Below are 12,585 nucleotides of genomic sequence, written 5' to 3' on the forward strand. Positions count from 1 at the left end.
AACGATGGGGGCGGGGATTGCTCTCGTCTGTGCTCGAAAAGGACATCAGGTCATGCTGCTGGATGCAAATCAGGCGGTGCTTGACAAAGCGCTTGTCTATTTGGAATCGATCCTGACAAAAGACGTGGAGAAAAACAAAATTAGTGAACAAGAAATGAAAGAGACGCTAGAGCTAGTCCAATTCGTATCGGAAATGGAGCAGTTGACAGACTGCGATATCGTCATCGAAGCAGTGCCAGAGCGCCTTGATTTGAAAAAAAGCATTTTCAGCCAGCTTTCTGGGATTTGCAGAGAGGATGCCCTTTTACTAACGAATACTTCCTCTATCTCGATTACGGAGATTGCAGGAGGGCTTTCGCATCCCGAGCGCATTCTCGGATTTCATTTTTTCAATCCGGCACCCGTCATGCCTTTGGTTGAGGTTATTCGCGGGAAAAAATCGAGCGAGGAAAATGTGGAAGTGGCGTATCGATTTGCGCAAGAGTTGGGCAAGGTGCCTGTTTTAGTGACGGACACCCCTGGCTTTATCGTCAATCGCATCGCACGTCCTTATTATAATGAAGCATTGCGCATCCTGGGCGATCATGTGGCAGGTGTGGAGCAGATTGACCGAATCATGAAGCTGGCCGGCGGATTCAAAATGGGTCCGTTTGAGCTGCAAGACATGATCGGTATCGACATCAATTTTGCTACCACCAAATCGGTCTATACCGACTTCTTCCATGAAGGACGATTTAAGCCTAGCCGGATTCAGCAACAAATGGTTCAATCCGGCAGCTTGGGCAGAAAGACGGGGGAAGGCTTCTATGACTACAACAAATAAGGCTGTATTGCTCGTGGGCACAAGCCCGCTGTACGCAGAGTTGAATCATTTGATGGTGGAAAGAGGCTATCAGGTGCTTACCCTTGCAGAAGCGATGGCGGAACCTGAGCTGGTTGATTTGGCTGTGGAAGTAAATAGCGTCGATATGCAGGCGAAAAAGAGGCAAGTACGCGAGCTGGATGACTTATTAGCACCAAACGTACCGATCATCACGACTTCGCTCGCGATTACAGCGACAGAGGTAGCGTCCTGGACACAGCATCCTGAACGCGTTTGCGGATTTGGAACGCTCGTGCCCTTGGTTGAGCGGGAGCTGATCGAGATTGCCCCTGCCCTGCAAACGGAGCTGGATACGATTCAAGCGACGGAAGGCTTCTTTCAATCGCTCGGGAAAGAAACGGAAGCCGTAAACGACGAGGTAGGTCTCGTGTTCCCGCGCATTTTAACACTCATTATCAACGAGGCTGCCTTTACTTTGATGGAAAAAGCAGCAACCGCTACCGATATCGATATCGCAATGAAAAAAGGCACCAACTACCCATACGGCCCTCTCGAATGGGCAGATCGGATTGGATTGGATGAGATTTTTGCGATATCGAGAGGCTTGCAGCGTGATTTGGCCGAGGAGCGTTATCGCACAGCGCCGCTATTACGCAAGCTGGTGCTGGCAGGGCGTGTCGGCGTACGCAGTGGGCAAGGCTTTTACACGTACGAGGACAAAGTGGGTGTAGAGGCATGAGCTTGACTAACAAGGAGGTGTACGTAGCAGCAGCTGTACGTACACCAATCGGCAAGCTGGGTGGAAGTCTGAAGAACACCCCCATCGACGACCTGACAGCCATTGTCTTGAATGGAGCGCTCGCGAAGGCAGGACAATCCGGTGAGATTGTGGATGGGGTCATCATGGGTAACGTCATATCGGCCGGACCGTTTATTAACATTGCGCGCGTTGGCTTGTTGAAAGCAGGGCTTCCTGACACCATACCTGGACTGACTGTGAATCGGGTGTGTGCATCCGGGCTAGAGGCAGTCAATTTGGCTGCGCAGTCCATCCAGGCAGGACATAGTCAGGTCATGCTGGCTGGCGGTGTAGAGAATTTGACTCGTTCACCGTACATCATGGAAAAATTCGAGCAGCCGTATCAACGCGGCGGTCAGACGCTGATCGAGTCTTTTGGCGGACCTCGTTCTGCTCCCGTCTCGCTCTATGGCGATCTGACCATGGGAGATACAGCAGAAAACGTGGCGGAGCAATTCGGCATCAGTCGAGAGGATCAGGATCGTTTTGCAGCAGAGAGTCAGTCCCGGGCTATCAACGCGATAGATGCAGGTCTGTTCCGCGATGAGATCATTCCCATCACGTTAAAAGGGAAAAAAGGGGAAGAGACGCTGTTTGATACGGATGAATTCCCAAGAAGAGATTCCAGTGTGGAGTCATTGTCCAAGTTGCGACCTGCCTTCCGAAAAGATGGTAGCGTCACCGCAGGCAACTCCTCCGGTATCAACGATGGCGCGGCGGCTTTGCTCTTGATGAACGAAGAAACGCTGCAAAAGACAGGCGTAGCTCCTTTGGGGCGCATTGTTCATTTCGTCAGTGCTGGTGTTGATCCGCGCATCATGGGCATTGGTCCGGTAGCGGCGATCCGCAAGCTGCTCGCAGAAACGAACATGACTGTAGAGCAAATCGACCTGTTTGAGTTAAATGAAGCTTTTGCTTCTCAGTCACTTGCCTGCATGAGAGAACTGGGGCTGGACCCTTCGAAAACCAATGTAAACGGTGGAGCAATCGCGTTGGGTCATCCACTCGGAATGAGCGGTGCCCGCTTGGCAGGTACGATTCTTTTCGAGCTGAGACGTCGCCAAAAGAAATACGGAATCGTTTCGTTGTGCATAGGAGGCGGTCAAGGATTGGCCACGTTAGTAGAAGCACTATAGAAAAAAAGCCCTCGTGCATGGGAGGAGTGGAAGAATGAGTACGCCTGTCATCATAGATGCTGTGCGCACGCCAATCGGCCGTATTGGTGGTGCGCTGAAGGATGTGCGCCCGGATGACCTGGGTGCATTGGTGATTCAAAAGCTGCTGGAACGCAACTCCATTGATCCGAAGACGATTGATGATGTCATCATGGGCTGTGCCAATCAGGCCGGGGAAGACAACCGCAACGTCGCGCGTATGTCACTTCTATTGGCGGGATTGCCTGTCGAGGTGCCGGGAGTGACAGTGAATCGCCTGTGCGGCTCAGGTCTGGAGGCTGTGAACCAAAGCGCGAATGCAATCAAAGCCGGAGCAGGTCACGTCTATATTGCGGGCGGGACAGAGAGCATGACACGCTCTCCGCTGGTGATGATGAAGCCTGGCACGGCTTTTCAGCGCGGCAATCAGCAGTTGGTCGATACGACGTTGGGCTGGCGATTGGTTAACGAAAAAATGAAAGAGATGTATCCGCCGATCAGCTTGGGAGAAACAGCGGAGAAGGTAGCGGAACAATACGGAATTAGCCGCGAAGCGCAGGATGAGTTTGCATTGCGCAGTCAGCAAAATTACGCACGTGCCTTGGCAGAAGGAAAGTGGGATGCCGAGATCGTTCCGGTAGAGCTAAAAGGGCGCAAAGGCGAGGTCACACTGTTTGCTCAAGATGAGCATGCACGTCCAGAGACGACTATTGAACAGCTGCAAAAGCTGAAACCAGCTTTCCAAGCAGATGGCAGCGTCACAGCAGGCAACTCCAGCGGTCTAAACGATGGAGCCTGCGCTCTGCTCATCATGGAACAAGAAGCAGCTCTTGCAGCCGGCTTGAAACCTCGTGCAAGGATCGTTGCATCCGCAGTGGCTGGTGTCGATCCTTCTGTAATGGGAATTGGACCTGTACCTGCAACGCGCAAAGTTCTCAAGCAGGCAGGCCTGTCACTTACGCAAATTGATCTGTTCGAATTCAACGAGGCTTTTGCAGCGCAGGCAGTGGCAAGCGTACGCGAGCTGGGAGTCAACCCTGATCTGGTCAACGTAAATGGCGGAGCGATTGCTTTGGGCCATCCTCTCGGGTGTAGCGGAGCACGCATCCTTACTACGCTTTTGTATGAGATGGAGCGCCGTAATGCCCGTTACGGGTTGGCTGCGATGTGCATTGGAGTTGGACAGGGGATTGCGACGATTATCGAGCGTGTGTAGCTTGGACAGATAGGGAGGCAGGTACTCTTGATAGATAGACTGCAGCCGGGTACGACGGAAGAATTTACTGTGACAGTGACAAAGGACATGCTGCCTGTTTTTGAGGGCCAAGTCGTGCATCCCGTGATGTCGACAGTCAGTATGATTTATTACATGGAATGGGCGGGAAGACGTGTCATTTTGCCGTACCTGGAAGCCGATGAAGAGGGTTCGGGATTTGCTGTGGACATCAAGCATGTGGGACCAGCTGTGATTGGTCAGGAGGTCACGTTCCGGGCTACCTGTGTGCAGGTTACCGAAAAACGCGTAGTGTGCGAGGTTACGGCGGACACTACGCGTAATCGTGTAGGACTCGGGACGTTCGTCCAGGCCATCTTCAAAAAGGACGAGATCAAGCAGCGCTTTGAGGCCTTGCAAGCAGAGATCAACCAGGAAGTAAATGGGAAATGATAAATTTGACAGAATAAATTGACTCTTTTAAAATGTTTTACTATAATTACGTTTAAATTACGTTATATGATTTTATCGTCATATACTCTCGATCGATTCACGCACTTCCTACAGAATATGGTACAATTTCACACAGCTAATAGGTATGAATCGATTTGGGGGTAGAAGAAACGTGAAGCCACAATCCATGCTTTTTACAATTTACGGTGAATACGTCCGCCATTATGGAAGCGAAATCTGGATTGGTAGTCTGACCAAGCTGATGGGGGAATTCGGACTGTCGGAGCCGGCTGTTCGTGCAGCGATCTCCCGGATGCTTCGCCAAGGCTGGCTGGAATCGCGAAAAGTAGGGAACCGCAGCTTCTACTCGGTATCCGAGCGCGGCAAAAAGCGGCTGGAAGAGGCAGCGGCGCGTATTTATAAGGTCGAGACAGATGTGTGGGACGGCAAGTGGTGCATTGCCAGCTACAACATCCCAGAGGAGCGTCGAGCGCTGCGTGATCAACTGCGCAAGGAGCTTGGCTGGATGGGCTTCGGGATGCTGACAACCAGCACATGGATCAGCCCGAATAACCTCAGTGATCGCGTGAAGGATCTGACGGAAGCGCACGAGATTACAGAGTATGTGGAGATTTTTTCATCCGAGCACATGGGGTGGAGCAATCCGAAGCAGCTCGTGCAGAAATGCTGGGATATTGATGAAATTAATGAAAAATACAAGTCCTTCATCGATGCCTACCGAGAAGAATACGAGCAGCTTTCTGCCAAACTTAGCAATGGGGAAGAGGTCCCAGACAGCCATTGCTTCGTGGAAAAGACAAAGCTCGTCCACCAATACCGCAAGTTTTTGTTCATCGATCCTGATTTGCCGCAGGAATTGTTGCCAGAGCTGTGGTTGGGCAAAGAGGCGGATCAGTTGTTCCAAAATTACTATCAGCTATTGAATCCAGGGGCAGTACGATTCTTCGAGACCGTGTATGAAGCTGCGCCATCCGCATAGGCGAAAGCTCCGAAGGAAAGGCCCTAGCACGTCTAGGGTCTTTTTTTATAAATATTTTTTCATTATTCAAAATGTAAGCGTTTTACTTGGGTGCAGTTTGGTGGACGAGAAACAAAGGGGGTACAGCACGAATATGACGGAATTGCTGCAGTATGTTGCAAACGGCCTCGTCAGTGGCGGGATTTACGCGATCGTAGCGGTTGGTTTCATTACGATTTACAACGTAAGCAAGGTGATCAATCTGGCACAAGGTGAATTTTTGATGCTGGGCGGAATGGTCACAGTCGCCTTGATTGGCATGAACCTTCCGTATGGGTTGGCGGCATTGCTCGCGATACTCATGGTCACTTTGATCGGAGTCTTGATGCAGAAATATGTAATTGCTTACGTCAAAAAGGCTAATCCAATTAGTTTGATTATTTTGACGATAGGGATTTCCACACTGTTTCGCGGCATTGCCAGCTTTATTTGGGGAAAAGATGCGTTTGCACTTGAACCGATTACGAGCAATGAGCCGATCTCGATCGGCGGTGTGATGATCGCGCAACAAAGTATCTGGATTTTGGCTGCTGTTCTTATCATTCTTTTTTTACTTTGGTACTTGATGGACAAGACGATTCTCGGCAAAAAAATCAACGCCTGTTCGATCAACCCGATGGCAGCTCGCCTGATGGGGATTAGCCCGACAAAGATGAGTATGCTGGCCTTCGCCATCAGTGGAGCGACGGGAGCGATTGCAGGAATTGTGATCGCGCCGCTTTCTGTAACGTCGTACGATGTCGGCGTGCTGCTCGGGATCAAAGGCTTTTCCGCAGCCATTCTTGGCGGACTGGGAAATCCATTGGGTGCAGCCGTAGCCGCCTTTTTACTCGGGATCGTCGAGTCGCTGGGAGCAGGTTACATCAGCTCCGGTATGAAGGACGCGATCGCCTTTCTGGTGTTGATCGGCATGCTGTTGATTAAGCCATCCGGCATCTTTGGGGAACGCAGCGTTGGAAAAGGAGGGCTATGATGAAGCAGATCATCGATAAGTGGGGCAAAAGCATAGGAATCTACCTGTTTTTGATGATTCTTTTCCCATTCGTGATGCCAGATGAATACTATCGTTCTGTCGGAATTATTATCGGTCTTCAGGCAATCGTAACCATCGGGCTATGCCTCGTGATGGGACTGGCGGGACAAATTTCGCTGGGACAAGCAGCGTTTTGGGGGATAGGCGCCTATACCTCGGCAGTATTGACGACCAAGTACGGTCTGCCGCCATTTATCGGCCTCATAGCTGCTGCGATTGTTCCAGGGTTATTCGCCTTTATCCTCGGGCGGGCGATAGCGGGGCTGCAAGGCTACTACCTCGCGATGGCAACTCTCGCATTTGGCTACATCGTCCAGATCGGAATTACGGAATGGGAACCGGTCACAGGGGGAGCAAATGGGATGATCAGCATTCCGCAAATGACTTTCTTTGGTGGAAGCGAGCTATCCATGTACTTTCTGATTTGGGGAGTCGTCACCTGTGTGCTGCTCTTCTCACTTAATCTCTTGAATTCACGTGTCGGCAGAGCGTTTCGGGCGATTCACAAAAGTGAGATCGCCGCGACCTCGATGGGAATTGATGTCCGCAAGTTCAAGCTGAATGCCTTTGTGGTAAGTGGCATGTTTGCTGGTATTTCCGGCGGCCTGTACGCCCATTACATGGGAATTCTTGATCCGCAGCCGTTTGGACTGCACGAGTCGATCAAGTTTCTCACGATGGTCGTCATCGGCGGGATGACAAGCATCTGGGGCGCTTTGATCGGGACGATCCTGATTGGCTTTATCAGTGAAGCGCTGGTTCTCTTGAGTGAAGTAGTGCCGGGCTTGCAGGGGGATGTGGACACGATTGTATTCGGTGCGATTCTCGTGCTGTTCATCATGTTCATGCCAGAAGGATTGGTTCCGCGCATCCGGACTGCTTTCGAAAAAGGGCAGGCGAAAAAGGCGAAGGCCATGGCTGACGAAGCACAGCGAAAGCAGCAGGTGGAAAGGAAGGCTGCAACATGACAACACTTTTGGATGTGCAAAAGCTTTCTCGTGATTTTGGCGGCGCACGGGCAGTGAATCAAGTAGATTTTCAGGTGCGTGAAGGAGAGATTCTCGCGCTGATCGGTCCGAATGGAGCTGGAAAAAGTACGGTGCTCAACATGGTGTCAGGTGTGATCCCGCCTTCAGAAGGAGAAATTCGCTTCAGCAGCCAGCCGTTGACACGTGTGCAAGGCTACGAATATGCCGGATTGGGCATCACGCGAACCTTTCAAAACCTCCAAACCTTTGACGATATGACCGTCTTGGAAAACGTCATGGTCGGTATGCATACCAAGACAAGCGCGAGTCTCTTTTCCTGCGGCATGAATCTGGCAAAGTCCCGCAAGGAAGAAAAGCTGATGCAAGAGCAAGCACAGACGTGGATAGAGAATGTAGGACTGGCGGAGGAAGCGTCTTCTTTGGCTGGGAGCTTGCCATATGGGAAGCTGCGGCTGATGGAAATTGCCCGCGCGATGGTAGCCAAGCCGCGACTGCTCTTGTTGGATGAGCCTGCTGCGGGTCTGAATCATACCGAGACGGCGGAGATGAGCCGCATGTTTTGCGAGATTCGCGACAACGGAACGGCTATTTTGCTAGTGGAGCATGATATGGACATGATCATGACGATTGCGGACCGCATCGTTGTGTTGGATCAAGGATCAAAAATCGCAGAAGGAACCCCGCGTGAGATTCAGGAGAACCCGCGAGTGATTGCGGCGTATCTGGGTGCAGAATGAAGCGCGAAAGAGGTGGAAAAAGATGGGTAAGACAGTCCTTACAGTAGACAGCATCACGGCTCGCTACGGTCCGGTAGAAGTGCTGCACGGCATTACTCTGCAAGTGAACGAGGGAGAAATTGTTTCCCTGTTAGGCGCAAATGGGGCGGGCAAAACGACGCTTTTGAACTGTATCTGCGGTCTTCACGGCGACAAGGAAGGCAAGATTCGGTTTCGTGATACGGACATTACACATGTCCCTGCGGAGCTGGTAGTACCCAGGGGCATGGCGCATGTACCGGAGCGCAGACAAATTTTTTCCACGCTGACCGTGGAGGACAATTTATGGTTGGGTGCCTCGCATCGGATGCCCAAGACGAGCAAAAAGGAAATTGCCAAGGAAATGGAGACAGTGTATGAACGTTTTCCCATTTTGGCAGAGCGGAAATGGCAGCTCGGAGGAACGCTTTCCGGGGGGCAGCAGCAGATGCTTGCTATTGGCAGGGCGCTCTTGTCTCGACCGCAGCTCCTCTTGTTGGACGAGCCTTCGCTAGGGTTGGCTCCATTGATTGCCAAAGAAATCCTGACGATTGTGCAGGAGATTCGCTCGGAGTGGGGCACCACAGTGCTGTTAGTCGAACAAAATGCTCGCGCAGCGCTCGCTATTTCCGACCGGGCTTACGTACTCAGTACGGGAACCGTCATGCTGGAAGGGAAGGCAGACGAGATTAGCAATGACCCGCGTGTACAATCTGCTTATTTGGGTAGCTCCCACGAAGCAGTGTAGCCAACATAGCAGTTTGATCAAGATCAACCACATACATGAGGGGGTACACCCATGAAAAAACGAACATTCAAAAAATGGCTATTTCCAGCAGCAGTCGCTTCACTCGTATTCTTGAGCGCCTGTGGAGGCGGTGCCACGCCAGCAGCAGAATCAGGCACTGGCGGCGCCAGCAAGGACCCGATCAAGGTCGGCGCAATTTTCTCGCTGACTGGTCCGAACAGTCCGCTCGGCGTACCGGAGAAGCAAGCGGTAGAGCTGTTAGTAAAAGAAATCAACGGCGCAGGTGGGGTGGATGGCCGACCGTTGGAAGTCATTTTTGAAGACGACAAGTCTGACAATACGGAAGCGGTAAAAGCGATCAAAAAGCTCGCTTCGAAAGAAAAGGTCGTAGCTGTACTCGGTTCCTCAGGCAGTGGTCCGTCTCTCGGGATGGCGGAGTATGCCGCAGCAGAAAAGCTCCCGCTGATCTCCATGGCAGCGGCAGACCAAATCACCAATCCGGTTCGTGCCGGCATCTACAAAACACCGCACACGGACGTACACGGAACAAAGCGCATTTTCAAATATTTGAAGGAAAAAGGCATTACGAAAATTGCTACGCTCAATGACAGCAATCCATACGGAAGTGGCTGGACCACGCAATTGCAAAAATATGCGCCTGAATACGGCATCACGATTGTAGCCGAAGAAAAGTACGGCACAAAAGATCCGTCCATGAGCTCCCAATTGACCAAGATCAAAGGGACTGATGCGCAGGCACTGATTGTAGCAGGCACGAACCCTGGACCGGCTACGATTGTGAAGGAAGCCAAGCAACTGAACCTCACTATTCCGATCATTAGCAGCCATGGCTCTGCGAACAGCAAATTCCTCGAACTGATTGGAGACGCTGGCGAGGGTGTCCTGATGGTAGCTGGAAAACTGCTCATTCCTGAACAAGTAGCGGCAGACGATCCGCAATCTGCGATCATCAAAAAATTCGTGGATGGCTATCAAGCTGCCTACAATACACAGCCAGACGGCTTCGCGGGATACGGATACGACGGTTTGAATTTGCTCGTGGAAGGCTTGAAGCAAGCAGGAGGCGACACCTCCAAGCTGGGCGAAGTACTGGAAAAGGTGAAATACGTAGGGGTAACCGGAGAATTCAAGTTCACGGCTGATGATCATAACGGTTTGACAGAAGACAGCATGATCATGGTTGAAGTGAAGGATGGAAAATTCCAGCTCGTTAAATAAGTGAAAGACCTTCGATCCCTCCGCGTTGTGAAAAAGAATGCGGGGGGAATTGTTGTTTTCATTACAAGGCTAGGAGGATCATGCATGTCTCAATTGCTAAATAGCGTCTTAATGGTTGCACCGATTTTGCAAAAGGCCTTTTTGTCCGAATGTATGGTAGGAGTTACCGACAAAGAGAAGTTTCTCGCCTATTATCCAGCACAGGGCTTGAACCTGGGGATTCGAGTAGGGGACGAATTGCGCCCGGGGAGTATCAATGCGACAGCGGTAAAAGAGGGCAAGCGGGTAGTGAAAAAGATTTCCAAAGAGCTCTACGGCATTCCTTATATCGCAGTCGGCTATCCGCTTGTGGAAAACGGGCAAGTAGTCGGTCGCTTGGCGACAGGCGTGACGACCGATCAAGAGGATCGCTTGCACGGCTTGGCTCAAAACTTGACGGACGCACTGGGAAATATCGCTTCGCACACAGAAAGTCTGGCAAAGGACGCCGATCATTTGGCACAAGCGAGCCACACGCTGAGTGATGCAGCCGGTCAATTAGGGCTGAAAATTGCAGAAACGACCCAGATCAACGAATTGATCCGTAATATCTCGACGCGCTCCAATGTACTCGGCTTGAATGCCGTTCTCGAAGCAGCACGAGCAGGGGCTGCTGGTCGTGGCTTTTCCGTGGTAGCAGAGGAAATCCGTCAGCTTTCCCAGACGACAGCTACTTCAGCGAAGGGCATTTTCCAACTATTGGATGAAATGAATGCACTCGTCGGAACGGTTACTGGCGAAATGGAGAAGACGATGAATCACAGCGTACAGCAGTCGACGCGAATACAGGAGCTGGATGCAGTCATGCAAGAGCTGCGGCATATGGCCGAGCAGTTGAAAAAGGCAGCAGATATAACTGGGCGCGGAGAATAGATGAGTCCCTATGTAAGCGTATTGCAAAAACGTATGACGTTATGTTATTATTGCGTTATAAAAACGTATTATAATTTTAACATAATGCATATCTGATAAAAGGAGGGCGTTCTCCATGCAAATGAGGCTCGAACATGCCGATCTGACTGAAAACGAAAAGTTGGAAGCGTTTTTAGCGAGAATCGATCGCGGGGAAAAAATAGAGGCAGACGATTGGATGCCAGACGACTATCGCAACCAGTTGATCAAGCTGATTTCGATGCATGGTATCAGTGAGATCATGGGTGCCTTGCCGGAAAAAGAATGGGTACCAAAGGCCCCGACACTGCGCAGAAAGCTGGCGATTATGGCGAAGGTCCAAGACGAGATGGGGCACGGTCAATTGCTGCTTCGCGTCGCAGAAGACTTGCTTGAGCCATTGGGCAAGACGCGTGAGGATATCATGAATGATTTGTTTGCGAAAAGACTGAAATTTCACAATGTATTCCACATGGAAGCACCTACTTGGGCTGATGCTGGTGTGATTGGCTGGCTGGTTGACGGAGCGGCTATCATCACGCAATCGATGTCCCTCGATACATCTTATGCACCTTACGCGCGCGCTCTGCATCGGATCTGTGCGGAAGAAAAGTTCCATGCCCAGCACGGGGAGAGCATCGTCTTGGAGTTGGCAGAAGGCACCGATGAACAGCGTCAAATGCTGCAGGATGCCATCCATCGTTGGTGGCCTGCCCTCTTGATGTTTTTCGGACCGCCGGAAAACGGGAACATTACGAGTAATCAGGAAGCCAACATGCGCTACAAGATTCGTACACAGACCAATGAAGAATTGCGCCAAGTATTCCTGAAAAAGTATCTGCCGCGTATTTTCCACCTTGGCTTCACAGTGCCAGACGATACGATTTACTTCGACGAGGCAGAAGATAAATGGGTCTACCAACAGCCTGACTGGGAAGAGTTCAAGCAAATCGTCAAGGGGAACGGACCGCGCTCCGCTCACCGTCTGAATCTTCGGGTAATGTCTTATGAGGAAACCAAATGGGTGCGCGATGCGATTATGTCGTACGGCCGACAAGTAGGGTAGGTGAATGTGGATGAGCAGCGAAAACTTTTTCATATACGAGGTATTCAGCCAAAAAAGTGTAAATGCTCCATTCGTCCAACAGTTCAGTTTGTTGGCACCCAATAAAGAAGTTGCATTGAGCATGGCGAGGGAGAATTTTTTGCGCCGGGAGCCTTGTTTTAATTTGTGGGTAGTCAAGCGCGACGACATTTTTGGACTGCCGCCAGAGGAGCGTCCTTTCCTGGAAAGACTCGATAACAAGAGCTATCGGGAGACCAAAGGATACGGCGACTTGCAGTCGAGATGGCGCCACCATCGCGAGCAGTTCGAAGAAAAACAGAAGCATGCAGGCAACGGCAGTTAAG

The 12,585-nt window shown here is 51.1% G+C and carries 14 protein-coding genes; all 14 read left to right on the forward strand.

Translation table 11 applies throughout. The features are described from left to right. The coding region (locus C7R91_RS09950; RefSeq protein ID WP_258183135.1) for a 3-hydroxyacyl-CoA dehydrogenase family protein at window positions 1-823 on the forward strand (823 nt) is incomplete at its 5' end. Further along, on the forward strand, window positions 807-1,562 hold the full coding sequence (locus C7R91_RS09955) for a 3-hydroxyacyl-CoA dehydrogenase family protein (RefSeq protein ID WP_047073311.1): 756 nt from the start codon (window positions 807-809) through the stop codon (window positions 1,560-1,562). The genes C7R91_RS09950 and C7R91_RS09955, both read left to right, overlap by 17 nt. Beyond that, complete coding sequence (locus C7R91_RS09960) at window positions 1,559-2,758, forward strand: thiolase family protein (protein ID WP_047073309.1); 1,200 nt, start codon at window positions 1,559-1,561, stop codon at window positions 2,756-2,758. The genes C7R91_RS09955 and C7R91_RS09960 overlap by 4 nt, the downstream gene beginning before the upstream one ends. 34 nt (window positions 2,759-2,792) lie before the next feature. After that, window positions 2,793-3,992: a thiolase family protein gene (locus tag C7R91_RS09965; RefSeq protein ID WP_047073308.1), complete on the forward strand. Its 1,200-nt coding sequence runs from the start codon at window positions 2,793-2,795 to the stop codon at window positions 3,990-3,992. Window positions 3,993-4,019: 27 nt separating this feature from the next. Continuing rightward, on the forward strand, window positions 4,020-4,442 hold the full coding sequence (locus C7R91_RS09970; protein ID WP_047073306.1) for a thioesterase family protein: 423 nt from the start codon (window positions 4,020-4,022) through the stop codon (window positions 4,440-4,442). Window positions 4,443-4,614: 172 nt separating this feature from the next. Next, window positions 4,615-5,442: a phenylacetic acid degradation operon negative regulatory protein PaaX gene (gene paaX, locus C7R91_RS09975; protein ID WP_047073304.1), complete on the forward strand. Its 828-nt coding sequence runs from the start codon at window positions 4,615-4,617 to the stop codon at window positions 5,440-5,442. Window positions 5,443-5,575: 133 nt separating this feature from the next. Then, the gene (locus C7R91_RS09980; protein WP_047073302.1) at window positions 5,576-6,454 is read left to right on the forward strand and encodes a branched-chain amino acid ABC transporter permease; all 879 of its coding nucleotides are present in this window, start codon (window positions 5,576-5,578) and stop codon (window positions 6,452-6,454) included. Continuing rightward, window positions 6,454-7,482 carry a branched-chain amino acid ABC transporter permease gene (locus tag C7R91_RS09985; RefSeq protein ID WP_047073301.1) on the forward strand — a complete coding sequence of 343 codons (1,029 nt, stop codon included), beginning with the start codon at window positions 6,454-6,456 and terminating at the stop codon, window positions 7,480-7,482. The genes C7R91_RS09980 and C7R91_RS09985 overlap by 1 nt, the downstream gene beginning before the upstream one ends. Further along, window positions 7,479-8,240: an ABC transporter ATP-binding protein gene (locus tag C7R91_RS09990; protein ID WP_047073299.1), complete on the forward strand. Its 762-nt coding sequence runs from the start codon at window positions 7,479-7,481 to the stop codon at window positions 8,238-8,240. The genes C7R91_RS09985 and C7R91_RS09990 overlap by 4 nt, the downstream gene beginning before the upstream one ends. A gap of 22 nt (window positions 8,241-8,262) precedes the next feature. Further along, entirely contained in the window at window positions 8,263-9,006 is a 744-nt protein-coding gene (locus C7R91_RS09995) for an ABC transporter ATP-binding protein (protein ID WP_047073297.1), read from the forward strand. Between the two features lie 51 nt (window positions 9,007-9,057). Next, complete coding sequence (locus C7R91_RS10000; protein WP_047073295.1) at window positions 9,058-10,245, forward strand: ABC transporter substrate-binding protein; 1,188 nt, start codon at window positions 9,058-9,060, stop codon at window positions 10,243-10,245. A gap of 84 nt (window positions 10,246-10,329) precedes the next feature. Further along, window positions 10,330-11,157, forward strand: a complete 828-nt coding sequence (locus C7R91_RS10005; RefSeq protein WP_047073294.1) for a methyl-accepting chemotaxis protein — start codon at window positions 10,330-10,332, stop codon at window positions 11,155-11,157. A 115-nt stretch (window positions 11,158-11,272) separates the two neighbouring features. Further along, entirely contained in the window at window positions 11,273-12,241 is a 969-nt protein-coding gene (gene paaA, locus C7R91_RS10010; RefSeq protein WP_047073293.1) for a 1,2-phenylacetyl-CoA epoxidase subunit PaaA, read from the forward strand. 10 nt (window positions 12,242-12,251) lie between these two features. Beyond that, window positions 12,252-12,584, forward strand: coding sequence for a 1,2-phenylacetyl-CoA epoxidase subunit PaaB (paaB, locus tag C7R91_RS10015; protein ID WP_047073292.1), 333 nt, complete (start codon window positions 12,252-12,254; stop codon window positions 12,582-12,584). Window position 12,585 lies beyond the last annotated feature (1 nt).

The sequence above is a fragment of the Brevibacillus formosus genome (assembly GCF_003013405.1).
Taxonomy (GTDB): domain Bacteria; phylum Bacillota; class Bacilli; order Brevibacillales; family Brevibacillaceae; genus Brevibacillus; species Brevibacillus formosus.

Excerpts from the sequence above, each read along its gene's own strand:
- C7R91_RS09990 (WP_047073299.1), top strand. The coding sequence starts at position 7,479 with ATGACAACACTTTTGGATGTGCAAAAGCTTTCTCGTGATTTTGGCGGC.
- C7R91_RS09995 (WP_047073297.1), top strand. The coding sequence starts at position 8,263 with ATGGGTAAGACAGTCCTTACAGTAGACAGCATCACGGCTCGCTACGGT.
- C7R91_RS09955 (WP_047073311.1), top strand. The coding sequence starts at position 807 with ATGACTACAACAAATAAGGCTGTATTGCTCGTGGGCACAAGCCCGCTG.
- C7R91_RS10005 (WP_047073294.1), top strand. The coding sequence starts at position 10,330 with ATGTCTCAATTGCTAAATAGCGTCTTAATGGTTGCACCGATTTTGCAA.
- C7R91_RS10000 (WP_047073295.1), top strand. The coding sequence starts at position 9,058 with ATGAAAAAACGAACATTCAAAAAATGGCTATTTCCAGCAGCAGTCGCT.
- C7R91_RS09980 (WP_047073302.1), top strand. The coding sequence starts at position 5,576 with ATGACGGAATTGCTGCAGTATGTTGCAAACGGCCTCGTCAGTGGCGGG.
- paaB (WP_047073292.1), top strand. The coding sequence starts at position 12,252 with ATGAGCAGCGAAAACTTTTTCATATACGAGGTATTCAGCCAAAAAAGT.
- C7R91_RS09985 (WP_047073301.1), top strand. The coding sequence starts at position 6,454 with ATGAAGCAGATCATCGATAAGTGGGGCAAAAGCATAGGAATCTACCTG.
- paaA (WP_047073293.1), top strand. The coding sequence starts at position 11,273 with ATGCAAATGAGGCTCGAACATGCCGATCTGACTGAAAACGAAAAGTTG.
- C7R91_RS09960 (WP_047073309.1), top strand. The coding sequence starts at position 1,559 with ATGAGCTTGACTAACAAGGAGGTGTACGTAGCAGCAGCTGTACGTACA.
- C7R91_RS09965 (WP_047073308.1), top strand. The coding sequence starts at position 2,793 with ATGAGTACGCCTGTCATCATAGATGCTGTGCGCACGCCAATCGGCCGT.